The following is a 21227-nucleotide window of genomic DNA, read 5'->3' on the forward strand; positions in this document are numbered from 1 at the left end:
GCTCCCTGGCCGCTTAGAAATCCCAACGCGTCGTCACCATCACATTGCGTGGGTCGCCTGGGTAGGCCGAGTCGTAAAAGCCGATATTGGTGTAATACGACTTATCAAACAGGTTATTGACGTTAACCGTGGCCGACAGGTTTTCGGTCAATTGGTAACGCGCCATCAGGTCCACCAACCAGTACGGCGCCTGGGTGAATTTCTCAGAACGCCCACCGCCCGGGTAACCCCAGTTATTGACCGTCTGCCAGCCTGCACTCTGCCAGCGCGCGCCGCCGCCGACGATCAGCTTGTCGAGGCTGCCCTGGAGTTTGTAGGTGGAATAGAAACTGACCTGGTCTTCCGGCTCCCAGGTCGCGACCTTCTTGCCGTCGTCATCGCGGGCGATCTTGTGGGTATAACCCGCTTGTAGCTGCCAACCCTGGGCAAGCTCGCCAGAAATTTCCGCTTCATAGCCTTTGGTTTTGGTCTGCGTGCCCACGTAGGAATAGTCCACGCCAGGCTGGGAGTTCCAGGCGGTGTCGGCCACCGGCCGGTTCTCTTCGTGGACTTCAAAGTAGGCCAGGCTTGAGTTCAGGCGACCACCGAAGAATTCGCCCTTGATACCGAACTCGTAGTTTTTACCTTCATTGGGATCGAGCATGCTGCGCGTGCGGTCGCGGTACTGCGTCTGTGGCTGGAAGATCTCGGTGTAGCTGGCGTAGGCGGTGAAGTTATCATTCAGGTCATACGTGAGCCCAGCGTATGGCACCACCTTGCCGCTCTCCTGGGTGTCGCTGGTACCGGTGACCTGGTAGTTCGCAATACGCGAGCCGAGCAGCAGGTGCAGTTCATCGGTCAGGCTGAAGCGGCCGGTCACGTAGGTGCCGGTCTGGCGAGTGGTTTCGTCGTTGATCTTGGTGGCGGTCCACAGCGGCTCGATAGCCTGGCCATGCCAATTGTAGAAGTCGTAGGAGTTGTCGAAGTAAGTGGTCGCGGTGTAGTCCTTGGCTTTCCACTTGGAGATGGACAGGGATTGACCAATCACCAGTTCGTGTTCGCGACCAAACAGCGCGAACGGCCCCGAAGCGTAGACATCCAGGCTGTCACTGGTGGTGTCGCCTACGTATTTGCGCGCGTAGATCGAGCTGGCAGTGGCTGAGTCCTGGGAGATGTACCCCAGCGGCGCGTCATAGCCGTTGATCTGGTGGTTGTATTGGCCTTTGCTGACCCAGCCGTTATCGAACGTATGTTCCAGAGTGGCAAATGCCGTGCGGCTGTACTGTTCCCATGAGCCCCATTTGGGGCCGTTATTGAACGAACGCGGCAGGTCCAGCTTGTTGCCGGTCGCGTCGAAGATGGTACGCGTGCCCGTCCAACTGGAGCCTTTCGGGTCGCTGTTCTGGTAATCGGCGCCCAGGGTCAGCAGGGTGTTTTCGTCCAGGTCAAACTCAAGGATGCCGTAGAGCACGCCCGTCTTGCGCGAGTAATGGTCGAGGAACGAGTGTTTGTCCTGGTACGCCGCCACTGCCCGGCCGCGAACGTTGCCGGTCTCGGTCAAGGGCCCGCTGACGTCGATCTGCGAGCGGTAATTGTCCCACGAGCCGGCACCCAGCTCGATGCTGCTCTTGAAATCGTAAGTGGGCTTTTTACGAATCAGGTTGATGGTGCCGCCAGGGCCGCCGGCACCGGTAAGCAGGCCGGTGGCACCCTTGAGTACTTCGACGCGGTCATAGATCGCCATGTCGGTCAGGGTCTGGCCCGCCGAATATTGGGCATCACGCAGGGTGGGGATACCGTCGTACTGGAAATTGACGATGGAGAAACCGCGGGAATAGTAGTTGGTACGCTCGGTGTCGTAGGTCGACACGGTAATGCCCGGCGTATGGCGCATCACATCGTCGATGGCATTAAGGCCGAAATCATCCATCACCTGACGCGTCACCACCGAAATCGATTGGGGCGTTTCCCGTGGGGTCAGCACCAGGCGCGTCGCGGTTGCAATGGTGCCCGGCGTGTACGAGCCAGTGCCTTCGGTCACCGTACCCAACTGGTTGGCGCTGACCTGTGTCGCTTGCAACTCCAGGTCTGCACCCTGCAAGGCGGGCTTGGCAACCACGCGATATCCGCCTTGCTCGGGCTCGGCCTGCAGACCCAACGGGCTCAGCAGCCGATCCAGCCCTTCATCCACTGAAAAGTTGCCTTTCAAACCTTGGCTCTGGACGCCAGCCGTCAGTGACGAATCAATGCCGACCATCACGTTCGCCAGCTGCCCGAAAGCGCCCAGCACGCGATCAAGGCTGCCGGCAGGAATGTCATAGGTCTGACGTTGGGCGTGTTCCCGGTCGGGTACCGGGCTCGCGGCCATCACGCCATGGCTGGCGGTAGCCAGTGATAAACCGATGATGACGGTGCGCAAGGCGCTGGCGAGCGGAGTGACGCGGCTGAGCATAAAGACTGTCCTGTCGTGAAGGGTTGGGTGGGCGCTTTTTCAGCGTCTTACCTGCCTTGATGCTCGAAATGAAAAATACTGCCGACGCAGTGAAAAAATAATCCGTGGCTAGGCCGGTACGACCGTCGCCAGGTAACCAAACACCCGTTGCACTCGCACTGGCAGCACCTTGGCCAGCAAGTCGAGGCTGGCCTCCGGGCGATCCAGCGAGAACGACCCCGACACCTGCAAGCCGGCAATGGCCGGGTCGCAGCGCAGCACGCCACGCCGGTAGCGGTCGAGTTGTTCAAGCATGTCAACCAGGGGCATGCGCTCGGCGATCAGCAGGCCCTGAGTCCAGGCTTCGGCGGTTGATGGCACGCTTGCCGGCTGCCCGCTGCTGCGGCGGTCAAAGGTCAATTGCTGGCCGGTGCCAAGCGTGAAGCCGGCGCCCTGCAGCGGCTCGACCGACGCGCTGCCCGAAAGCAATTGCACCTCGGTTCCCTGCTGGCGAGGCAGGCCATGGCTGATGATCAACCGCGACAAGGCGGTTGGCCGCACCCAGCCATCGGTGGTCTTTATCGCCATGGTGCCGCTTGTGCCAGCACTCAGCAGCAGCCTGCCCAGACTCAATGTCAGGTCGGAGCCGCGAATATCCACCGCTGTACGCGTATCCAACTGCAACCCGCCCGCATCAGCCAGGCGTATATGCCGGCGCTCGCCCGTGTCGGTACGGTAATCGCTGAACAGTTCCGGCAGCAGCATCCGCTCGCGCACGCTCAAGCCAAGGGCGGTGGCCACACTCAGGCCAGCGAAGCCTTTGAGCAAAGTGCGCCGCGACGGAACACTGCGGGCCTGCAGCAATAGCCGGGCACTGGGCGCCGACAGCGCGTGGGTGTTGCGGCGCATATCGCTACCGATCCCGACCAGTCGCTGCCAGGCCAGCTCATGCTGGGGGTTTTCATCACGCCACTGTTGGCAGGCCTGCTGATCCGCCTCACTGCTGGTACCCGATTGCAGCGCGACCATCCAGCTCAAGGCCTGATCCAGTACGCACTCATTCAAAGACTGATCGCAGACGGTCTGGGTGCGCGTCATGTGGCGTACACCGCCAGGTAGCAATGGCGATAGGCTTTGAGCATGGCTTTTTGCACCACATTCACACTGAGGTCCATACGCGCTGCGATTTGCGGATAGGTCAAACCATCGAGCTGCGACAACAGGAAAATTTCCCGCACCCTGCTCCCCAAACCGTCCAGCACCTGGCCCACCGCATCCAGTGCTTCCAGCACCAGCAAGCGGGTTTCCGGTGAGGGCATGTGGTCCGGTTCGAGGGTCATCAGCGACTGCTCATACGCCCGCTCCAGCGCCTGGCGGCGAAAATACTGCCCGCACAAACGGCTGGCAACCGTCGTGAGAAAGGCTCGCGGCTCGCGAAAAATCGGTACGCTGCCGCTACTGAGGATGCGCACGAACGTATCCTGCGCCAGGTCCAGGGCCAGTTCCTGCCCACCCAGCTTGCGCCGCAGCAACTGCACGACCCAATCGTGGTGCTGGGCGTAGAGTTCGCCCACAACATGATGGGCAGAGTTGGATGGGATCATCGGCGTAGTATCCAGGGGACAGCTCAGGAAAGTCGCATATAGTAATACTTCTCATTACCGGATGGCTAAAAATTCTCTCATCAATCGATAGGGTCATTCCCTCTTCATTGGCCGATTCTCGCCATACCATGTGGTCAGAGTCCTCATCGTCGGACCAAGCCCCCGCTCGTCAACCCACCTGAACCCTCTCCCCCGTGCGCCGGTCGCTAGTAGTGGGTGCACGAACGTAAGGGATCCCTCGTGAGTGAAATTTGCATCGATACCTCCGGTTACATCATCGACAAAGTGACCGCCGTGCACCGCCTGACGGTGCTCACCCTCAACGTGCACAAAGGCTTCACACCGTTAAACCGCCGCTTCATCCTGCCGGAGCTGCGCGAGGCGGTACGTGCTACGGGTGCAGATCTGGTGTTCTTGCAGGAGGTGCATGGCAGCCACCAACGGCATGCCGAGCGCCACTCCCGCTGGCCACAGACGCCGCAATACGAATTTCTCGCTGATAGCATATGGCCGCAGTTCGCCTACGGGCTCAATGCGGTCTACCCCCATGGCGACCATGGCAACGCGCTCTTGTCGAAATTTCCGATCCGCGCGTACGACAACCTGGACGTCTCGGTCCAGGGCGACGAGGAGCGTGGTTTGCTGCACTGCCAGCTCGAAGTGCCGGGCCATGAACAGGTGCATGCCATCTGCGTACACCTGGGCCTGCGCGAGCACCATCGCCAGCGTCAGGTCGGCCTGCTCATGGCATTGCTGGAGAGCCTGCCGCCGGAGGAGCCGGTCATCGTCGCCGGTGACTTCAACGACTGGCGCCTCAAAGCCGATGCCCGGCTTTCGGGGCATCTGATCGAAGCCTTCGGCAAACCGGCGCGCAGTTTCCCGGCGCGCCTGCCCCTGCTGCGCCTGGACCGCATCTACCTGCGCAATGCGCAAAGCCGCGAGGCGCGGGTGTTGTCCAGCTACCCCTGGTCGCACCTCTCCGACCATGCCCCGCTGGTAGCCGAGGTGACGCTATGAAGCAAACCTGGAGCGACGGCAACCGTGTCGAGCTGCTGATCAATGGCGAGCAGTACTACCCACGCGTGTTCGAGGCCATGGCCCAGGCGCGCGAGGAAATCCTGCTGGAAACCTTCATCATTTACGACGACAAGGTCGGCCAGCGCTTGCGCCAGACACTGATCGAAGCCGTACAACGTGGCGTACGTGTCGAAGTGGCGGTCGATGGCTACGGTACCGCAGACCTGCCCGAGGATTTCATCTCATCCATGACCGCAGCCGGCGTGCGCTTTCACGCATTCGACCCGCAGCCACGGCTGGCCGGCATGCGTACCAACCTGTTCCGCCGCCTGCACCGCAAGATCGTGGTGATCGACGGGCAACGCGCATTCATCGGAGGCATCAACTACAGCGCCGACCACCTCGGCGACTTCGGCCCCCAGGCCAAGCAGGATTATGCAGTGGAGGTTGTCGGCCCCGTGGTTGCCCAGGTGCACACTTCCAGCTGCAGGATGCTCGCGCCGGTACTGGAGAGCATCAGCCAGGTTGAGCGCAGCAACGCCGCTACCGGCCCGGTCAGCGCCATGCTGGTAGAGCGGGACAACCGCCACCATCGCAATGATATCGAGGTCTGTTACCTGCAAGCCTTCCGCCAGGCCAGGCAGCGTATCGTGGTCGCCAACGCCTACTTCTTCCCAGGCTACCGCCTACTGCGCGAACTGCGCAACGCTGCCCGGCGCGGGGTCGAAGTGACCCTGATCCTTCAGGGGCAACCGGACATGCGCTGGGTGCGCGCCCTGTCGCGCCTGCTCTACAACTACCTGCTGCGCGACCACGTACACATTCACGAGTACTGCAAGCGCCCGCTCCACGGCAAGGTGGCGTTGGTGGACGACGACTGGTCTACCGTGGGCTCAAGCAACCTCGACCCGCTGAGCCTGTCGTTCAACCTGGAAGCCAATCTGGTAATCCGTGACCGCGCATTCAACCATGGCCTGTACCAACACTTGAGCGAACTGAGCCGGGAGCACTGCAAAACCGTGACCCTGGAACGCGCAGTGCGCGGCTACTGGTGGCGAGCACCGTTGATCTTCCTGGGTTTTCACATCACCCGATATTTTCCGCGCATCGCCGGCTGGTTCCCTGCACACCGGCAACGCTTGCAGTCGCTGCAAGCGCATAGCGAAGTCCCGGTCGACTACCACGAGGGCCAGACCTGATGGCCAATCCTCGCTGGAAGACCTGGGGCAAACGCCTGCTGCCCGTGCTGTTCCTGATACTGATTCCAGTGCTGCTGTTCACCCTGGCGCGTAATCTGGACTGGAACGAGGTGCGCCAGTCGCTGCTGGCATACCGGCCCTCGACCCTTGTCCTTGGCCTGCTGCTGGCCATGTGCAGCTACCTGGTATTCGCCAGCTATGACCTGCTCGCCCGTGCCTATACCGGCCACCGCCTGCCGGCGCGCCAGGTGCTGCCGGTGGCATTCGTGTGCTATGCATTCAACCTCAGCTTTACCACCTGGGTGGGCGGTGTCGCCCTGCGCTACCGACTGTATGGCAGGCTTGGGCTGGATAACGCGACCATCACCCGCATCCTCACCTTGGGCCTGTTGACCAACTGGATGGGCTACCTGCTGCTGGCCGGCACGGTGTTCATGCTGGGCATGGTCAAACTGCCGGAGAGCTGGGCAGTGGGTTCAGGCGGCCTGCGCCTGATCGGCATGCTGATGGTGGCGAGCGCGTTGGCCTACCTGCTTGCCTGCGCCTTCGCCAAACGGCGCACGTGGAACCTGCGGGGGCATGAGGTAACCCTGCCGAGCCTGCGCCTGGCGCTGTGCCAGGTGGCGCTGGGGGCAAGCAACTGGGCGCTGATGGCGGCGCTTATCCACCTGTTGCTGCCCCCGGAGTTGAAGTATCCCTCGGTCCTGGGCGTGTTGCTGATCAGTTGCGTGGCAGGCGTGGTGGCGCATATTCCCGCCGGCCTTGGCGTGCTGGAAACCGTTTTCCTCGCCCTGCTCCACGGCCAGCTCGGCCAGGGCACCCTGATTGCCGCGCTGCTGGGTTATCGGACCTTGTACTACCTGATACCGCTGCTGTTGGCAGTGGTCACCTACCTGGTGCTCGAAAAACGGGCCAAGGCTTTACGGCAACAGGCCGGGCTGGCATCCAGCAAGCGCTGACGACGCGGCGGGGCTCAGCGAATCTTGTAGGTGAAGGTATTTTTGACATTGGCCACCGCCACTGCCTGCCCATTCACCACCCGAGGCTGGTACCGGAAGCGCTTCGCCGCCGCCAGCGACGGCTTGATGAACAAGGGATGGCACTGGCCGACCACCTGCGGATCGCTGACCTGTCCTTGCGGTGTGACCGTGTAGGCCACCGTGCATTCCCCCTCGATATTGCGATCCAGGGCCCGCTGTGGGTAGTCGGGTGCTTCCTTGGCGACGGGCAGATACTGCCGGCTGGCCGCCTCGGCTGCCGCACGGGCTTGGGCAGCAGCCTCTCGCGCCTGGTGCTGGCGGGCCTGCTCCTGTTGTGCAAGTTGCTGCTCGCGCCGCTCCACCGCTTCGCGCTGCTGGCGAGCTTGTTCCTGGTCCTGGCGCTGCTGTTGATCGCGCTTCTGCTGGTCGCGCTTCTCTTGCTGCACACGCTTGAGTGCCAATGCTGCCTGATCCACGACCGGTACCTGAGCCTTCGGTGTCGGCACCGAAGGTTTCTTGATCACAGGCTCGGGCGCAGGTGCTGGCGGCTCCGGCACCGCAACGGGTGCCGGCAAGTTCACCAGTTGGGTGTGGATCACGGCCGCCTGTACAGGTTGTAGCGCTGACGTATGCGACAGGTTGAACAGCAGGTAGACCACCCCCGCATGCAATGCCAACGCCACGCCAAACGCCATACCGTGGTCGCGCCAGCTGGCAGGGCCAAAAGTCAGGTTGATCATGGTCACGGCGCCTCGGTGATCAGGCCCAGCCGGCTGACACCGCCGCGTTGCAGCTCGGCGATGCCGGCCACCACTGCGGCATATTCGGTGTTGCGGTCGGCACGCAGGTACACCTGGGTCTGCGGGTCCTGGGCGACGATGGCTGCGATCTTGTCGCGCATCTGCGCGGTGTCGACGGCACTGTCGGTCTGGCTGCTGGTGTCGACCTCACTGCCCAGGTTCCAGTAATAGCTGCCGTCGGCCTTCACCGAGAGCGTGACAATCCGCTGCTGGCTGGGTGCCGGCAATGCCTCGGCGGCCACCTTGGGCAGCTCGATCTGCACGCCCTGCACCAGCATCGGTGCGGTGACCATGAAGATCACCAGCAGTACCAGCATCACATCGATGTACGGCACCACGTTCATTTCGGCCTTCAGGCCATGTTTGCGCACGGGTCTGGCGAGCATCGCATGTTCCTCCTCAGGCCACTGCCGCCAGGCTGCTGGCCTGGCCTTGCAAACGCCGTTGCAGGCGGCCTTGCAGTTCGTTGCCGAAGGCGTAGTAGCGGCTGATCAACGTCTGGCTGCGCGCCGAGTAACGGTTATAGGCCATCACTGCCGGAATCGCCGCAAACAGGCCTATGGCCGTGGCGATCAGCGCTTCGGCAATACCGGGGGCCACCGTCGACAGGGTCGCCTGCTGCACCTGAGACAACCCCAGGAACGAATTCATGATGCCCCACACGGTGCCGAACAGGCCGATGTAGGGGCTGACCGAGCCGACCGTGGCAAGGAACGGCAGGCCCTGCTCCAGGCGCTCCTCCTGCTCGGCGATGGCCACCAGCAGGCTGCGCTCGACGCCTTCGAGCACGCTGTCGGGCTGCTGGCCAGGTTGCAGCTGCTGGAACGCCTGGTAGCCGGAGATGAAAAGCTGCTGCAGCCCGGCATCAACGTCAGGCTGTTGCGCCTTGATGCCCTGATACAACTGGCCGACTTCGCTTTCCCGGAACTGCTTGAGAAACGCCCTGCTGTGCGCTTCGCTACGGCGCAGGCGGCTGCCGCGCTGAATGATCAGGTACCAGCTGAGCAGCGAGGCCAAAGCCAGGCACAGCATGACGGCCTGGACCACCAGGCTGGCTTCGCTGACCAGGCCCCAGACGGTAGTGTGTTCGAGCGGAGTTGCGGTTTGCATGGGGGTGTCCTTTCAATGTGAGCCTTAGTCAAAGGCAATCAGGTTGCGGTGGCATGACAGGCAGCTGTTACTCCAGGCCCAAGGCTTCAGCCACCGCTGCCCACGGCACGTACTTGTAGTTCTGGTTGCCTTCGGGCATGCGCTTGCGACCGTCCTGCACGACCAGCAGGCCCTTGGCCCAGGGGCCGCCGAGGTTGGCAGAGGTCACTTCGAGGCCGTCGGTCTCCGAGGCGCCATCGATACCGCGCTGTGCATCCAGGCCGACCTGGAAGCTGCCACGCACCCGGTACGGTGGTTTGGCGTCTACCACTACGTAGCTGTCGTTGCCCTGGCTGGAGATCACCAGGTAATCGCCGCCCTTGCCGTGGTACAGCGCCAGGCCTTCGATGTCGTCTTTGACCAGGCCGCCCACCCCGATTACTTTGTCCAGGCGAACCGGGCCGTCGCCACGGGCGTCCAGGGCCCAGACCGCAACATCTTCTTCGCCGATGAAAAGGCGCTGGTTGCGGTCGTCGGCCACGCAACCTTCTGACTGGGTCGGGGTGCTGAAACTGCGCACCAAGGTGCCGCCCGCCTGGCCGCTGCTGCCGTCGAGGCGGTACTGAACAAACTGCCCATCCTTGTCATTGGCAATGGCGTAAAGGGTCGAATCGGCATCCTTGAACAGGCACAGGCCGTAGATTTCCTTGAGCCCGGTCGGCACCTGGCCAATGTCGGTCAGCTGGCCGCTGGCCGTGTCGATGGCAAACAGGTGCAGGCTGTTTCGGTCGCGGTTGCTGGCCACGGCCAGGTCGACCTGACGTTCGCCGAGCTGGAAGCCATTGCGCACGTCAACATTGTTCAAGCGCCCCACACGCAAGTCCTGCAGCTGCTTGCCGTGCAGGTCGTAGGCCAGTAGCCCGCCTTTCTTGTCGGTGCCCAGCACCTGGCTCAGTTCGGGGTGGCGGGCATTGATCCAGATCGCCGGGTCGTCCGCCGCATCGCCAAGGCTGGGCACACCGTCGGTCTGCACCTGCGCCTTGACCTGTACTACCGGGGGCGAAACCTGCGCTGGCGTTGGCTTCCAGTCCAGCGTCGCCAGGTGCGTGCCCTGATCATCGGCCAGCAACAGTTCCAGGCCACTGCCGGTCACACGGGCGCTGATCTGTTCCGGCTCATTCAGCCCTTGCAAGCTCAGGGCTGCATCACGTTGCCATTGCCCGGCGCGGCGCTGGTACAGGTGCAAGGCATTGGCAGATGGGTCCAGCAGCATCAGGCCACCGGGCACCAGGGCCATGCCGGCGGCGGCCTTGGCCAGGCTTCCGAACGGTGCTACCAGGTCCACCGGCTCGCGCACCAGCGGTGCTTCGGCAGCCGCTTCGTAGCGCCACAGGCCGACATTTTCTTCGTTTACATACACGCTATGGCTAGCGTCATCTGCCTGGCAGAACGCGCTCTGCGGCGGCAGGCTCAGGGCACGCACCTGGCGTGCCTCGACCAGCGGCTGACCCTGTTCAGCGACCAGCCACTGCTCGCCGATACCCTCCTCGCCAATCAGGAACAGAAAGTCGTTGGCGGCACTGTCGCGGTACAGGCACAGGCCCTCGACGGCATAGCGGGTCTTGGGCAGGTAATGCGGCGCGCCCCAACCTGTTTGGGCATCGAAACGGGCCAGCAGCGCCTGCTGGCGCTTCTTGTCGAGAGTGGCGACCAGCAGGCCGGTGTCATCGGCGCGGTGGTCGAGGGTTTCGAAGCGGCCCGACAACTCGCCAAGCACGCGGCCCTGGCTATCGACCAGTTGCAGCGCCTTGGCAGTCAGTAGCAGGCGTTCGGCCTGTTTGATGGCAGTGGTGGGTGCCAACCACTGGCTGGTCTCGCTGTCGATGACGCTGCGCTCGAGGGTGAGGCTTGGCGCCGCGCTGGCGCCTGCGTGGGCCAAGGCGACATAAAGCCCCAGCACGGACAAAGTGAACATACGCATGAGCAGGCAATATCCCTGAAGGGTGCGGGTCAGAAATGGGTGAGCGTCAGGCCGACCTTGTAGGTCGGGCCGTACTCTTCGTACTGGGCGTTGTAGCGACGGTGGCCGCTGTACACGTAATAGGACTCGTCGGTGATGTTCTGCGCCTCGAAGGTCAACTGCAGCTCGGGCGTCAGGAAGTAGCCGGCCTTGAAGTCCACGTGTAGCTGGTCATCGGCATACTGATCGTGGGCCTTGTCGTCGATGGCTCCCAGCTCCAGCAGGTAGCCCGACTTGTAGTTGGCGGCCAGGCGCATGTTGAAGCGATCGTTTTCCCAGCCGACCATGAAGTTGCCGACCGTGTCGGACTGATTGGGCAGGTCGATGCTGCGCTTGCCGGTAGCCCCTTGCAGGGTTGCATCAGACTTGCTGAGGGTCAGGTTGGCGCCCAGCAACAAACCGTTCCAGGGCGCCGGCAACCAGTCGAACTTCTGCGAGTAGGCCAGCTCCAGGCCATACAGCCTGGCGCCGCCACCGTTCTCGAAGCTGAGCGCTTCATCGAAGTCGACCCAGTCGCCAGTACCCGCCAGGTCGGTGCTGTAGATGAAGTGGTCGATGTCCTTGTAGAACAGGAACGCCGAGGCGGTGCCGGCACGGCCCATGTAGTGTTCGATGCCCAGGTCAAAGTTCATCGACTCCAGCGGCTTGAGTTCGGGGTTGCCGAACGACGCATCGTTGTCATCGATGACAAAACCCGGCGCCAGCTGGCCGAAGGTCGGCCGTACCACAGTGTTGGTCCAGGCGGCGCGGATGGCCGTGGCCGGGGACAACTGGTAGCGCGCGTGCAGGCCGGGCAACCAGTGGTCATAGCGGTTGTTGCTCTTGACGCTCTCGTACACACCGTCGCGCAGGCCAGTCCCCTTTGCCTTGAACTCGGTACCTTCGTAACGCAGGCCGGCAATCAGGCGCCAGTCGCCGATGTCCAGCGTGTTCATCAGGTACGCCGCGTTGATGTCCTCGCTCATGTCGAAGTCATTGATGCGCGAAGCCTCCTCATCGTAGTAGGCCGCACGGTCGAGGTTGCCGATCAGGCCCTTGATTGCACTGGCGCTGATGCCGTTGCCGAAGTTGCCCAAGGCATAGTCGACATTGCTGCCCTGATAATCGGCCAGGCTGATGTCATCGAACCCGTCATAGGCCCAGCTTTCGGTGTCGCTGGTCTTGTCGCGGCGGCTGAGCTTGCCGCCAAACTTGATCTGCGAGGCGTCGGCGAAATCGTAGTCGCGGGCAAGGTCCAGGCGGATGTTCTTTTCCTGATCCTTGCCATCCACCTTCTCCCATTCCACTTCGTCGAGGGTGAAGCGGGCCGGGTCGTAGAAGTCGTTGCCCACGCTCAGCCGGGGCTTGCGCGTGCCGTCGAAGCCGACTTCGTCAAAGTCGCCGACGAACTTGGCGCCGGCAATGCCGCCCGGATCGTGCTCGGTGGCCTGGCTGTAGCCGACCTGGCCACTGATGGTCCACTGGTCGAGGATGCGCTCGCCGCCCAGTACATAGGACTGGATTTCCTGGGTGTCCTGGCGCGATTTCAGGTCGCGCCAGCCTTCGGCCTCGCCACGCTGGCCAGAGGCCTGCGGGTCGGCAAACTCCAGGCCTTCGGCGTTGCGCGTCTCGGTGTCTTTGAACTTGCTGTAGAGGGTGCGCAGGTAGTAGCTGGAGAGGTCATCCGGCTGGTAGTCGAAGTTCAGGCCCAGGCCGGTGCGCTCACGGGTGATCTGGTAGTCACGGGCTTCGACCTCTTCCAGCCTGGCGCCATCCTCGAAATCCCAGTTACCGCCGGTTTCGACGTTGTCCGAGCCGAACTTGCGCTTCTGCCAGCTGAACGCCGCAGCCACGCCGAAGTTGTTGATGCCGTCACCCAGGCTGAATCGGTCGCTGACCGCGCCGGACAACTTCGGGCTGTCGCGGCTGACGTTGGTGTCGTGGCTGGCTTCGCCGGTGAGGGTGTAGAACAGCCCGTCATGGTCGAACGCCGACAGGCTTTCGACCTCGATGGTGCCGCCCAGGGAGTTGGCGTCCATGTCCGGGGTCAGGGTTTTGACCACCGACAGCGACTGCACCAGCTCGGCGGGCAGCACGTCCAGCGCCACGGCCCGGCGGTCGCCCTCGGGGGCAGGTACCAGGGTGCCGTTGATGGTCACGCTGTTGAGGTCCGGGGCGATACCGCGCACGCTGACAAAGCGGCCCTCGCCCTGGTCACGTTCCACCGACAACCCGGGGATGCGCTGCAAGGCTTCGGCGGCATTGTCGTCGGGCAGCTGGCCGACACCATCGGCATGCACCACGCTCTTGATGCTGTCGGCGCTTTTCTGCTCGCGCAGCGCCTTGTCGATGCTCGCCGCCTGGCCGATCACCTCGACCCGCTCGACCGCCTCTTCTGCCCAAGCCGGGGCGGTGGTAATGGCAACGGCCAGCAGGCTGACCCGGAATCCGGCGTTGCGGATGTGACGAAACGGCATTGCCACCTTGAAACCCTCGCTTGCAGTGACCCGATGAACCCGGGAATGGCTGCGAAAGCTAGAAAGTGTGTGTGGCACTTGCGTGACAGCGCTGGGCTGGGCGGCTTGAAAACGCGGCTTTCATCGAGTTTCAGGCGCATTTTGAGCTGATATGACCTGACGCCTGCCACGGCCCTGGCGCCGCCCTGCAAACCTGTGGCGCAGCTGTGGGGCCGGTCTGCCGGCGCGGGGCCGTCAGCGAAGACTTGAAATCGTGTTTTTCCTGACGATCAGCTGAGCCAAATCGACCCCCCGCCCGGTAACAGAACCGTCATCCGCCTTTGTTTCCTTTGCGCCCATCACGCCTTCCGGGCTTATCGAGGAATCCCCATGCACCGCCCCCTGCTACTGGCCGCCCTGCTCTGCGCCGCACAGGCTCATGCCCAGGCTAATGACTCCGCTCCGGTCCCACGCTCTGCCGGGCTGCCCTACGCCGCCGGCAAGCTGGCCGACCGTATCGTGCTGACCCCCGGCCAGAACGCCTCCACACAAATGGCCGTCAGCTACCGCACCGACCTGGCCCAGGCCGACGCAGTGCTGGAACTGGGCCCGGCCCTCGCCGGCCCCTCGCTGGCAGCCAAGGCCAGCCCACAGGGTGGCAGCACCCAGCGCCTGGACAGCGACAACGGCCCGGCCAACTACCACCAGGTGCGTCTGGACCACCTGCAAGCGGACACGGCCTACGTCTACCGGCTCAAGGGCAGCGCGGGCTGGAGCGAATGGCACCAGTTCCGCACGGCCAAGGCCACGTTCGCGCCGTTCTCGTTCATTTACCTGGGCGACACCCAGAACGACATCCTCGCCATCGCCTCGCGCACCATCCGCCAGGCGCTGCGCAGCGTGGCGCACCCTGCCCTGGTAGTGCACGCGGGCGACCTGGTGGCCTCGCGTGACGACCTCGCCCACGACGACGAATGGGGCGAATGGAACCAGGCCGGCGGCTGGTCCTACGCTGCCATCCCGCAGCTCACCGCCTTCGGCAACCACGAGTACCTGGAAACCCTCAACCCCGACGGCAGCGAAAGCCGCAGCCTCAGCCCACACGTGCCGGCGCAGTTCGCCCTGCCGCGCAACGGCGCCCCCGGCGTGGAGGCAACCAGCTACTTCAGCGATTACCAGAATGTGCGCTTCGTGGTGCTGGACGGCACCTCGGCACTCGACCTGGGCACCCTGCAAGCGCAGACCGGCTGGCTGGAGGAAGTGCTGAAAAGCAGCAAGGCACAGTGGAACATCGTGGTCATGCACCAGCCGGTCTATACCTGTGCCCGCCCCGACGACACAGAGCCGCTCAAGGCCGCCTGGCAACCGCTGCTGGAGCGCTACAAGGTCGACCTGGTATTGCAAGGCCACGACCACTGCTACAGCCGCCTGACTCACGCCGAAGGGCGCCAGGCCACGCGGACCGCACAAAAAGCGAAACAGGCAATCGGCCCGGTGTACATGGTCTCGGTGACCGGTTCGAAGATGTACGGCCTGAACGACCGCGCCCGCCACCAGCCGGACCGCACAGCCGAAGATACCCAGCTGTACCAGACCGTCGCCGTCGAGCAGAACCGCCTGCAGGTCCGCACCTATTCGGCGGACGACCAGCTATACGACGCCTTTGATATCACCCGTGATGCCAAAGGGCGCAAGTTCCTGCAAGAGCCCAAGCTGGCGTTGGCCAACGAACGGTACTGCAACGCCAGCGCAGGGCCGGACGGGCTGCCATGCACGGCCCGCGACAAGTAAGCGTCATCGGATTGAGATAAACGGCTTGCATGCTGCTCTGCCTGTGCCGGCGAAGGTGCCAGCACAGGCAACAACACAATCACAGGACACCCCATGCGCCTCAGCCCCCTGTTCAAACAGCACGCCCTGACGCTGGCCGGCCTGGTACTGGCGGCCAACGCCGGCCTGCTCGTCTACCTGGCCGCCGGCACGCTCAAAGCCTGGGCCGAGATCAACTGGATGGACGTCGCCGGCGAAGGCGGCACCTGCCTGATCCTCTGTGGCTGGCTGGTCATGCTGCTGCGCGGGCGCCCTGCTGGCCGGGTCACCCGCCTGCTTTCGCTGGGCCTGTGCTTCATCGCCTTCTCGATGTGGATGGACACCCTCGACGAATTCATCCGCTTGCCCGACGACGCAGTCTGGGACAACTGGCTGGAGACTGCGCCCATGCCGCTGGGCATGCTGCTGCTGACCCTGGGCATGTACCACCTGCAGCAGGAGCAGCACGCCATCACCGCGCAGATGCGCAAGCGCGAGCAACTGTTCCGCGAACACCGCCTGTTCGACAAGCTCACTCCGCTGTCCGGTGCCAAGTACCTGCGCCAGCACCTGCAACAGGCCATTGCCCAGGCCGCCAGCGAGCAGCAGGCATTGTCGCTTATCGTCGTCGACCTGGACGACTTCAACCAGATCAACCAACGCTATGGCCAGGATGAAGGCGATCTGGTGCTGCAAGTGGTGGCCCAGCTGCTGCTGCTCAACCTACGCCAGCAGGACATACTCTGCCGCCTGGCCGGCGACCGCTTCGTCGCCGCGCTGCCCAACACCGGTGAGCGCCAGGCCCAGGCCATGGCCGAGGCCCTGCGCCAGAGCATCGCCCACCTCGCCCACCACACCGGCCGGCATGGCGAGCGCTTGCACCTGACGGCCACAGTGGCCAGCGTGATGGCGCTGGAGGAAGACGAAGACCACTTGCTCAAACGCCTCAACCACGCCTTGGCCCAGGCCAAGAGCCGCCAAGCGCGCCAGGCGCAGCGGGCATGAACGGCTATGACGGCGACAGCCGCTTCATCACCGCCCACCACCTGCCAGCTGCGCTGATCGACCTGGCCCGTTCGCGGCAGATCGATACCCATCACCTGCTACGCGGCTGCGGGCTGTTCTACGACGACGTGATCAGCGGCAAGGCGCTGATCAGCCCACAGCAGTTCCTTCGCCTGATCGGCAATGCGCAGCGGCTGCTCGATGCCGACGACAGCAGCTTCCTCTACGGCCAGCGCCTGTGGCCCGGGCACCACGGTGCCGCCAGCCTGTTGCTGGAACAGGCCGATCACCTGCTGCAGGCCCTGGAGCGTATCGAACAGTACCGCGCCTTGCTGTCGCCGTTGCTCAGCCCGGTGCTGCGCCTGGATGAGCACTACCTGCACCTGTACTGGCGGGAAAGCTGCGCCATCGACGAGCAGCGCCGCTTCCTGCTGGAGTCCAGCATGACTGCTGTAGTCGCCCTCGCGCGCCGCCAGCAGCAAGAGCAACTGCCGTGGCGTTTCCAGTTCAGCCATGCCGAACCGACCTACGTCGAACAGTACTGGGTGCACCTGGGCGATTCCCTGGCTTTCGGCTGCCCATCCACGGTGATGAGCCTGCCCCGGGAATACCTGCTGCGCGCCTGGCCGGGTGCCGGGTCGACTGCCCAGCAAGTGGCACGCCAGGCCTGCGATACACAGCTGGCGGCCTGGGGCTGGCGGGCGAGCTTTCTCGACCTGGTCTACGAGCACCTGCTCGGGCTGATTCGCCAACCGCTGAACCTGGAACGGGTGGCTGCCGCGTTCGCCACCAGCCCCGCCTCGTTCAAGCGCCGCCTGGCCCGCCACGGTTCCAACTTCCAGGAACAACTGGACCAGGTGCGCTGCGATCAGGCGCTGTACCTCTACCAGGTCAAGGGCTACAGCAACGACGCGGTTGCGCAGTACCTCGGGTTCAGCGACAGCACCAACTTCCGCCGTTCGTTCAAGCGCTGGACCGGGCGTGTGCCCAGTGAACTGGAAGCCTTGTGGGGCTGATGCCCAGGGCCGTAGCGCCGGGATCACCAGCGTAAAAACCGCGGCCCCAGCGCCGCCCCTGCGGCGGTCGGCAGCAGCAACCCCAAAACGTACCAGAGCCCCCAGAACGGCACAGCCATCTCCGGGCAATGCAGGCAGTAAGCCAGGGTTGCCGTGGCACCTGCAAGCAAGCCAGCCGCAGCACCCGCCTGTCGCAGGCGCGTGGGTGCCAAGCCGCGCATTGCCCAGAACAACGCGATGAAGGTGGGCACCGAAAGCAAGGTGATGTTCAGCGGGCAGGTGCGCCAGGTGCGCCCGAACAGCAGGTCCGCCCGGGCGTCCACCGGCACGCCCAGCAGGCTCACTGCCGCGCCCAGCCATACCAGTAGCAACGGCAGCCCCATAAGGCCCCACAGCAGCCCCCCCTTGACTCCTGGCCTGGCCAGCCGCTGAGTCAGCCACAGTGCCAGCAGCGCCAGGCTGCCGGGCAGGGCCAGTTTGGCCCAGAACAGCGGAGTGTGTGCCACTTGGGCCAGGTCACCACGTACGCCGAAAAGGGCCACCGTCAGCACGATTGCAGCCAGTCCGCCGCCCAGCAACGCCAGCAGAAAGCGCCGGGTCAATGCATGGCGATCCACCGGCCCTTCTCCGGCCGCCAACAGGGCAATCAAGTCATCGGTTTTCATCGTCGCCCTTGCCTCCAATCAGCTTGGCCAGTGCCTTCAGGCCCCGGTGGATGCCCACTTTCACCGCCGAACTGGAAAGTCCGGTCATGCGGGCGGTCTCTTCCACCGACAACCCCTCCAGTTTGACATGAACGATGGGCAACCGTTGGCGCGCCGGTAGCCGCTCCAGGAGTTTGCCCAGGTCGCGTGTCGCCTGCGCCACTTCTTCCTCGCCGGGTGCGAACAGGTCACTGTCATCATCCAGCCCGTCGTGCAATGCACCGTGGCGAGCATAGCTGCGATAGTGATCTGCCAGCTTGTAGCGGGCAATCGCCTGCACCCAGGCGGTCAGGGGTTGCTGCGCCTGGTAGGTATGCCGGGCGTTGTGCACAGCCAGTAGCACCTCTTGCAGCAAGTCTTCGACATCAGCGGGGCGTTGTTCCAGGCGCCGTAGCAGAAAGCCACGCACATGCGTCGCCAGCGCCGCCAAAAACGCCCGATAGGCCGCAGCGTCGCCCGCCAGCCCTTGCAACAGCAATGCCTGCAATTGGGCCTCGCGCGCGCTGAGCGCCTGCTGAGAAGTAGTTCGTAGCATCGGCCTCCCAGGTTACATCCACCGTGAAAATTTTCCCATCAACCGCGTGCCGCCTTCATACGGTAGGCGAATGGCACAGCGGATGAAAAAAAATTTCCAGGTGCTGTAACCCGTTCAACCCAGGCTGCGAACTACTCCATGAGCCGCCGGTAAACCACCACGGCCCCATTTCCCGGAGACGCATCATGAAAACCCTCGCCCTCGCCACCGCCGCGCTCGCCCTCGCTTCGCTGGCCGGTATTTCCCAGGCCGCTGACGCGACCAAAGCCACCACCGGCACCGCCATGGAAAAATGCTACGGCGTTGCCATGGCTGGCAAGAACGACTGCAAGGCCGGCGCCGGCACAAGCTGCGCTGGCAGCGCCAAAATGGACTACGACGGCATGCACTGGAAGAACGTTCCCGCTGGCACCTGCACGTCCATCAAGACGCCCAACGGCATGGGCTCTTTGACCCCGCTCAAGTCCTGAACGCAGGCCGCCGATCATGAACGGGACTCACTGCCTGGGCGCAGGCCTTGGACTGAAGGCTGACCACTTTGCCGACGCCTGGGCCTGCCGGGCCAACGGGTTGTGGTTTGAAGTGCACCCGGAAAACTACATGCTCGGCGGCCCACGCATGGCCTGGCTGCAACGCATCGCCGAACACCATCCGCTGTCGCTGCACGGTGTCGCGCTGTCGCTGGCAGCGGACGCCGCGCCGGATGAAACGCACCTGCATCGCCTGCGGGCGCTGATCGACCAGGTGCAGCCGGCGCTGGTATCGGAGCACCTGGCATGGTCGAGCTGGCGTGGGCAGTACCTGCCCGACCTGCTGCCTTTCCCCCGCAGCGACGAGGCCTTGGTCCGCATCTGCGATAACGTCCAACGTACCCAGGATGCGCTCGGGCGCAGCATTTCGCTGGAAAACCCCAGCCACTATCTGCCCATGGAAGGGCACGACTGGGACGAAATCGACTTTCTGGCCGAGCTGGTGCGGCGCACGGGGTGCGGCCTGTTGCTGGACGTCAACAACGTGCACGTCAGTGCCCACAACCTCGGGTTCGACGCTGCAGCGTACCTGGCGCGGTTCCCGGCCCAGGCCATCAGCGAAATCCACCTGGCCGGCCACAGCCACGACGCCCAGGCCAGCCTGCTGATCGACTCTCATGACGCCGCCATCGCTACGCCGGTCTGGGCGTTGTACCAGCAGTTGCTCACCCGCATCGGCCCGCGTCCGACCCTGATCGAGCGTGACGGCAACCTGCCCGCGTTCAGCGAGTTACTGGCAGAACGCGGCACCGCCCAGGCACTGCTCGATAGCGCAGGAGCACGACCATGAAGCTTTCCCTTGGCCAGTTTCAGGCCGCCTTCGTCGAAGCGCTGTATCACCGCCCTGCCCCGCAGCTGGTCGCGCTGACCCGGCACGCCGCTTTTGCGGTGTACCGCAACACCGTGCTCGCGGGTTGCGTCGATGCCCTGCGCGCAAACTTCCCCAGTGTCGAAGCGCTGACAGGCCCGGCCTGGATGCAGGACGCAGCTACCGCCTACGCGCAACGAACGCCACCCGACGACCCGCGGCTGATCCACTATGGCGCGGCCTTCGCCGACTTTCTCGAACAGATGCAAGCCCAGCACGGCCTGCCGTATCTGGCCGACGTCGCACGCCTTGATTTCGCCTGGTGCGAGGCGTTCAGCGCCCCCTGCGATCCCTGTCTTGCGCTTGCCGACCTGGCCGGCATGACGGCCACCGACCTGGCGAACAGTTTCCTGGCCCCGCGCAGCAGTGTGCGCTGGTGCTGGTTCGCGCAGCATCCGGCGTTCAGCCTGTGGCGGCATAGCCGCGAAGGCCAACCGTGGCCGCATGACCAGCCGTGGGTCGCCGAGGGTGCTGTGCTCAGCGGTACCGCCGAAGGTGTCACCCAACAAACACTGGAGCTCGGCGGCTGCGCGTTTCTCGATGCCTGCGCCCAAGGTTTGCCTTTGCAACAGGCTTCACAGATTGCACTCGCGAGCCAACCCGACCTGAACTTCACCGACCTGCTCGGCCGGCTGCTTGCAGCCCAGGCCTTTCGTCCACTTGCATTCGCCTGAAGGAAGCACCATGGACATCATCCACACCACCCACCCCGACAAGCGCCTGCGCCAACGCTGGAACCACCTCGCCGATCGTATACAGCTGCTGCTCAGCGACACCCTCCTGTGCCTGGTGGCGCGCATGGCCATCGCCTCGACCTTCTTCCTGTCCGGGCGCACCAAGGTCGAAGGGTTTCTCAGCATCACACCCAGTACCTATGATCTGTTCCAGAGCGAGTATGCCCTGCCGCTGGTTTCACCCTGGCTGGCGGCCCACCTGGCAACCTATGCCGAGCACCTGTTCCCCCTGTTGCTGGTGCTTGGCCTGTTCACCCGGCTTTCAGCCCTGGCCCTGTTGGGCATGACCACGGTGATCGAGGTGTTCGTGTACCCGGATGCCTGGCCGACACATCTGACGTGGGCGGGCTTGTTGCTCCTGTTGATCGCGCGAGGCGCAGGTGCGTTGTCGCTGGATCGGGCCATGGGGCTGCGTTGAGCCTGTGGCGGGTGTGCCGGTTCGCCGGTCCGCGCCCCCCCGCTTTTTTTGAAC

20 protein-coding genes are annotated in these 21227 nt (G+C 63.8%); 10 read left to right on the forward strand and 10 right to left on the reverse strand.

The features are described 5' to 3' along the window. Positions 1-13: 13 nt before the first annotated feature. The 3 genes from P0Y58_18515 to P0Y58_18525 all read right to left on the reverse strand — a co-directional run bounded on the left by P0Y58_18515 (position 14) and on the right by P0Y58_18525 (position 4014). Positions 14-2431 carry a TonB-dependent siderophore receptor gene (locus P0Y58_18515; protein ID WEK28894.1) on the reverse strand — a complete coding sequence of 806 codons (2418 nt, stop codon included), beginning with the start codon at positions 2429-2431 and terminating at the stop codon, positions 14-16. 108 nt (positions 2432-2539) lie between these two features. Then, the gene (locus P0Y58_18520; GenBank protein ID WEK28895.1) at positions 2540-3508 is read right to left on the reverse strand and encodes a DUF4880 domain-containing protein; all 969 of its coding nucleotides are present in this window, start codon (positions 3506-3508) and stop codon (positions 2540-2542) included. Further along, on the reverse strand, positions 3505-4014 hold the full coding sequence (locus P0Y58_18525) for a sigma-70 family RNA polymerase sigma factor (protein WEK28896.1): 510 nt from the start codon (positions 4012-4014) through the stop codon (positions 3505-3507). The genes P0Y58_18520 and P0Y58_18525 overlap by 4 nt, the downstream gene beginning before the upstream one ends. A gap of 249 nt (positions 4015-4263) precedes the next feature. Between P0Y58_18525 and P0Y58_18530 the strand changes: the two genes are divergently transcribed. Genes P0Y58_18530 through P0Y58_18540 form a run of 3 tightly spaced genes read left to right on the forward strand, consistent with a single transcriptional unit; the run spans position 4264 to position 7189 of the window. Next, on the forward strand, positions 4264-5031 hold the full coding sequence (locus P0Y58_18530; GenBank protein ID WEK33357.1) for an endonuclease/exonuclease/phosphatase family protein: 768 nt from the start codon (positions 4264-4266) through the stop codon (positions 5029-5031). Beyond that, the gene (gene clsB / locus P0Y58_18535) at positions 5028-6230 is read left to right on the forward strand and encodes a cardiolipin synthase ClsB (protein WEK28897.1); all 1203 of its coding nucleotides are present in this window, start codon (positions 5028-5030) and stop codon (positions 6228-6230) included. Before P0Y58_18530 ends, clsB begins: the two co-directional genes overlap by 4 nt. After that, a complete protein-coding gene (locus P0Y58_18540) occupies positions 6230-7189 on the forward strand; it encodes a lysylphosphatidylglycerol synthase domain-containing protein (protein ID WEK28898.1) in 960 nt (319 codons plus the stop codon). Before clsB ends, P0Y58_18540 begins: the two co-directional genes overlap by 1 nt. Before the next feature lie 14 nt (positions 7190-7203). Here the strand turns inward: P0Y58_18540 and P0Y58_18545 are convergent, their stop codons facing one another. The 5 genes from P0Y58_18545 to P0Y58_18565 form a co-directional block, all read right to left on the reverse strand. Beyond that, positions 7204-7950, reverse strand: coding sequence for an energy transducer TonB (locus P0Y58_18545; protein WEK28899.1), 747 nt, complete (start codon positions 7948-7950; stop codon positions 7204-7206). 2 nt (positions 7951-7952) lie between these two features. Continuing rightward, entirely contained in the window at positions 7953-8396 is a 444-nt protein-coding gene (gene tolR, locus P0Y58_18550) for a protein TolR (GenBank protein ID WEK28900.1), read from the reverse strand. Between the two features lie 13 nt (positions 8397-8409). Continuing rightward, entirely contained in the window at positions 8410-9120 is a 711-nt protein-coding gene (gene tolQ / locus P0Y58_18555; GenBank protein WEK28901.1) for a protein TolQ, read from the reverse strand. A gap of 67 nt (positions 9121-9187) precedes the next feature. Then, complete coding sequence (locus P0Y58_18560; protein ID WEK28902.1) at positions 9188-11080, reverse strand: phytase; 1893 nt, start codon at positions 11078-11080, stop codon at positions 9188-9190. A gap of 29 nt (positions 11081-11109) precedes the next feature. Next, positions 11110-13575 carry a TonB-dependent receptor gene (locus P0Y58_18565; GenBank protein ID WEK28903.1) on the reverse strand — a complete coding sequence of 822 codons (2466 nt, stop codon included), beginning with the start codon at positions 13573-13575 and terminating at the stop codon, positions 11110-11112. 369 nt (positions 13576-13944) lie between these two features. Between P0Y58_18565 and P0Y58_18570 the strand changes: the two genes are divergently transcribed. From P0Y58_18570 to P0Y58_18580, 3 genes are all read left to right on the forward strand, one after another. Next, positions 13945-15345, forward strand: coding sequence for a metallophosphoesterase family protein (locus P0Y58_18570; protein WEK28904.1), 1401 nt, complete (start codon positions 13945-13947; stop codon positions 15343-15345). 93 nt (positions 15346-15438) lie between these two features. Further along, the gene (locus P0Y58_18575) at positions 15439-16368 is read left to right on the forward strand and encodes a GGDEF domain-containing protein (GenBank protein WEK28905.1); all 930 of its coding nucleotides are present in this window, start codon (positions 15439-15441) and stop codon (positions 16366-16368) included. Beyond that, positions 16365-17384 carry an AraC family transcriptional regulator ligand-binding domain-containing protein gene (locus P0Y58_18580; protein WEK28906.1) on the forward strand — a complete coding sequence of 340 codons (1020 nt, stop codon included), beginning with the start codon at positions 16365-16367 and terminating at the stop codon, positions 17382-17384. The genes P0Y58_18575 and P0Y58_18580 overlap by 4 nt, the downstream gene beginning before the upstream one ends. A gap of 23 nt (positions 17385-17407) precedes the next feature. Here the strand turns inward: P0Y58_18580 and P0Y58_18585 are convergent, their stop codons facing one another. Together P0Y58_18585 and P0Y58_18590 are read right to left on the reverse strand one after the other, a co-directional pair. Further along, positions 17408-18049 carry a DUF1109 domain-containing protein gene (locus tag P0Y58_18585; protein ID WEK28907.1) on the reverse strand — a complete coding sequence of 214 codons (642 nt, stop codon included), beginning with the start codon at positions 18047-18049 and terminating at the stop codon, positions 17408-17410. Next, positions 18036-18623 (reverse strand): sigma-70 family RNA polymerase sigma factor, encoded by a 588-nt coding sequence (locus P0Y58_18590; protein WEK28908.1) that lies wholly within the window; start codon positions 18621-18623, stop codon positions 18036-18038. Before P0Y58_18590 ends, P0Y58_18585 begins: the two co-directional genes overlap by 14 nt. A 167-nt stretch (positions 18624-18790) precedes the next feature. Here P0Y58_18590 and P0Y58_18595 point away from each other — a divergent pair, with 167 nt between their 5' ends. The 4 genes from P0Y58_18595 to P0Y58_18610 are packed head-to-tail and all read left to right on the forward strand — an operon-like array spanning position 18791 to position 21173. Then, entirely contained in the window at positions 18791-19093 is a 303-nt protein-coding gene (locus tag P0Y58_18595; GenBank protein ID WEK33358.1) for a DUF2282 domain-containing protein, read from the forward strand. 16 nt (positions 19094-19109) lie between these two features. Then, complete coding sequence (locus tag P0Y58_18600; protein ID WEK28909.1) at positions 19110-19943, forward strand: DUF692 domain-containing protein; 834 nt, start codon at positions 19110-19112, stop codon at positions 19941-19943. Beyond that, positions 19940-20695 (forward strand): DNA-binding domain-containing protein, encoded by a 756-nt coding sequence (locus tag P0Y58_18605; protein ID WEK28910.1) that lies wholly within the window; start codon positions 19940-19942, stop codon positions 20693-20695. Before P0Y58_18600 ends, P0Y58_18605 begins: the two co-directional genes overlap by 4 nt. Positions 20696-20705: 10 nt before the next feature. Next, positions 20706-21173 (forward strand): DoxX family protein, encoded by a 468-nt coding sequence (locus P0Y58_18610; protein WEK28911.1) that lies wholly within the window; start codon positions 20706-20708, stop codon positions 21171-21173. The last annotated feature ends 54 nt before the right edge of the window (positions 21174-21227 follow it).

It is taken from the genome of Candidatus Pseudomonas phytovorans (assembly GCA_029202525.1).
GTDB classification, from domain to species: Bacteria; Pseudomonadota; Gammaproteobacteria; order Pseudomonadales; family Pseudomonadaceae; genus Aquipseudomonas; species Aquipseudomonas phytovorans.

What these genes read in the sequence shown, in the direction of transcription:
- P0Y58_18520 (WEK28895.1), bottom strand. Translation starts at nt 3,508, where the DNA reads ATGACGCGCACCCAGACCGTCTGCGATCAGTCTTTGAATGAGTGCGTA.
- P0Y58_18525 (WEK28896.1), bottom strand. Translation starts at nt 4,014, where the DNA reads ATGATCCCATCCAACTCTGCCCATCATGTTGTGGGCGAACTCTACGCC.
- P0Y58_18600 (WEK28909.1), top strand. Translation starts at nt 19,110, where the DNA reads ATGAACGGGACTCACTGCCTGGGCGCAGGCCTTGGACTGAAGGCTGAC.
- tolR (WEK28900.1), bottom strand. Translation starts at nt 8,396, where the DNA reads ATGCTCGCCAGACCCGTGCGCAAACATGGCCTGAAGGCCGAAATGAAC.
- P0Y58_18560 (WEK28902.1), bottom strand. Translation starts at nt 11,080, where the DNA reads ATGCGTATGTTCACTTTGTCCGTGCTGGGGCTTTATGTCGCCTTGGCC.
- P0Y58_18565 (WEK28903.1), bottom strand. Translation starts at nt 13,575, where the DNA reads ATGCCGTTTCGTCACATCCGCAACGCCGGATTCCGGGTCAGCCTGCTG.
- P0Y58_18585 (WEK28907.1), bottom strand. Translation starts at nt 18,049, where the DNA reads ATGAAAACCGATGACTTGATTGCCCTGTTGGCGGCCGGAGAAGGGCCG.
- P0Y58_18580 (WEK28906.1), top strand. Translation starts at nt 16,365, where the DNA reads ATGAACGGCTATGACGGCGACAGCCGCTTCATCACCGCCCACCACCTG.
- P0Y58_18540 (WEK28898.1), top strand. Translation starts at nt 6,230, where the DNA reads ATGGCCAATCCTCGCTGGAAGACCTGGGGCAAACGCCTGCTGCCCGTG.
- P0Y58_18570 (WEK28904.1), top strand. Translation starts at nt 13,945, where the DNA reads ATGCACCGCCCCCTGCTACTGGCCGCCCTGCTCTGCGCCGCACAGGCT.
- P0Y58_18605 (WEK28910.1), top strand. Translation starts at nt 19,940, where the DNA reads ATGAAGCTTTCCCTTGGCCAGTTTCAGGCCGCCTTCGTCGAAGCGCTG.
- tolQ (WEK28901.1), bottom strand. Translation starts at nt 9,120, where the DNA reads ATGCAAACCGCAACTCCGCTCGAACACACTACCGTCTGGGGCCTGGTC.
- P0Y58_18545 (WEK28899.1), bottom strand. Translation starts at nt 7,950, where the DNA reads ATGATCAACCTGACTTTTGGCCCTGCCAGCTGGCGCGACCACGGTATG.
- clsB (WEK28897.1), top strand. Translation starts at nt 5,028, where the DNA reads ATGAAGCAAACCTGGAGCGACGGCAACCGTGTCGAGCTGCTGATCAAT.
- P0Y58_18590 (WEK28908.1), bottom strand. Translation starts at nt 18,623, where the DNA reads ATGCTACGAACTACTTCTCAGCAGGCGCTCAGCGCGCGCGAGGCCCAA.
- P0Y58_18610 (WEK28911.1), top strand. Translation starts at nt 20,706, where the DNA reads ATGGACATCATCCACACCACCCACCCCGACAAGCGCCTGCGCCAACGC.
- P0Y58_18575 (WEK28905.1), top strand. Translation starts at nt 15,439, where the DNA reads ATGCGCCTCAGCCCCCTGTTCAAACAGCACGCCCTGACGCTGGCCGGC.
- P0Y58_18515 (WEK28894.1), bottom strand. Translation starts at nt 2,431, where the DNA reads ATGCTCAGCCGCGTCACTCCGCTCGCCAGCGCCTTGCGCACCGTCATC.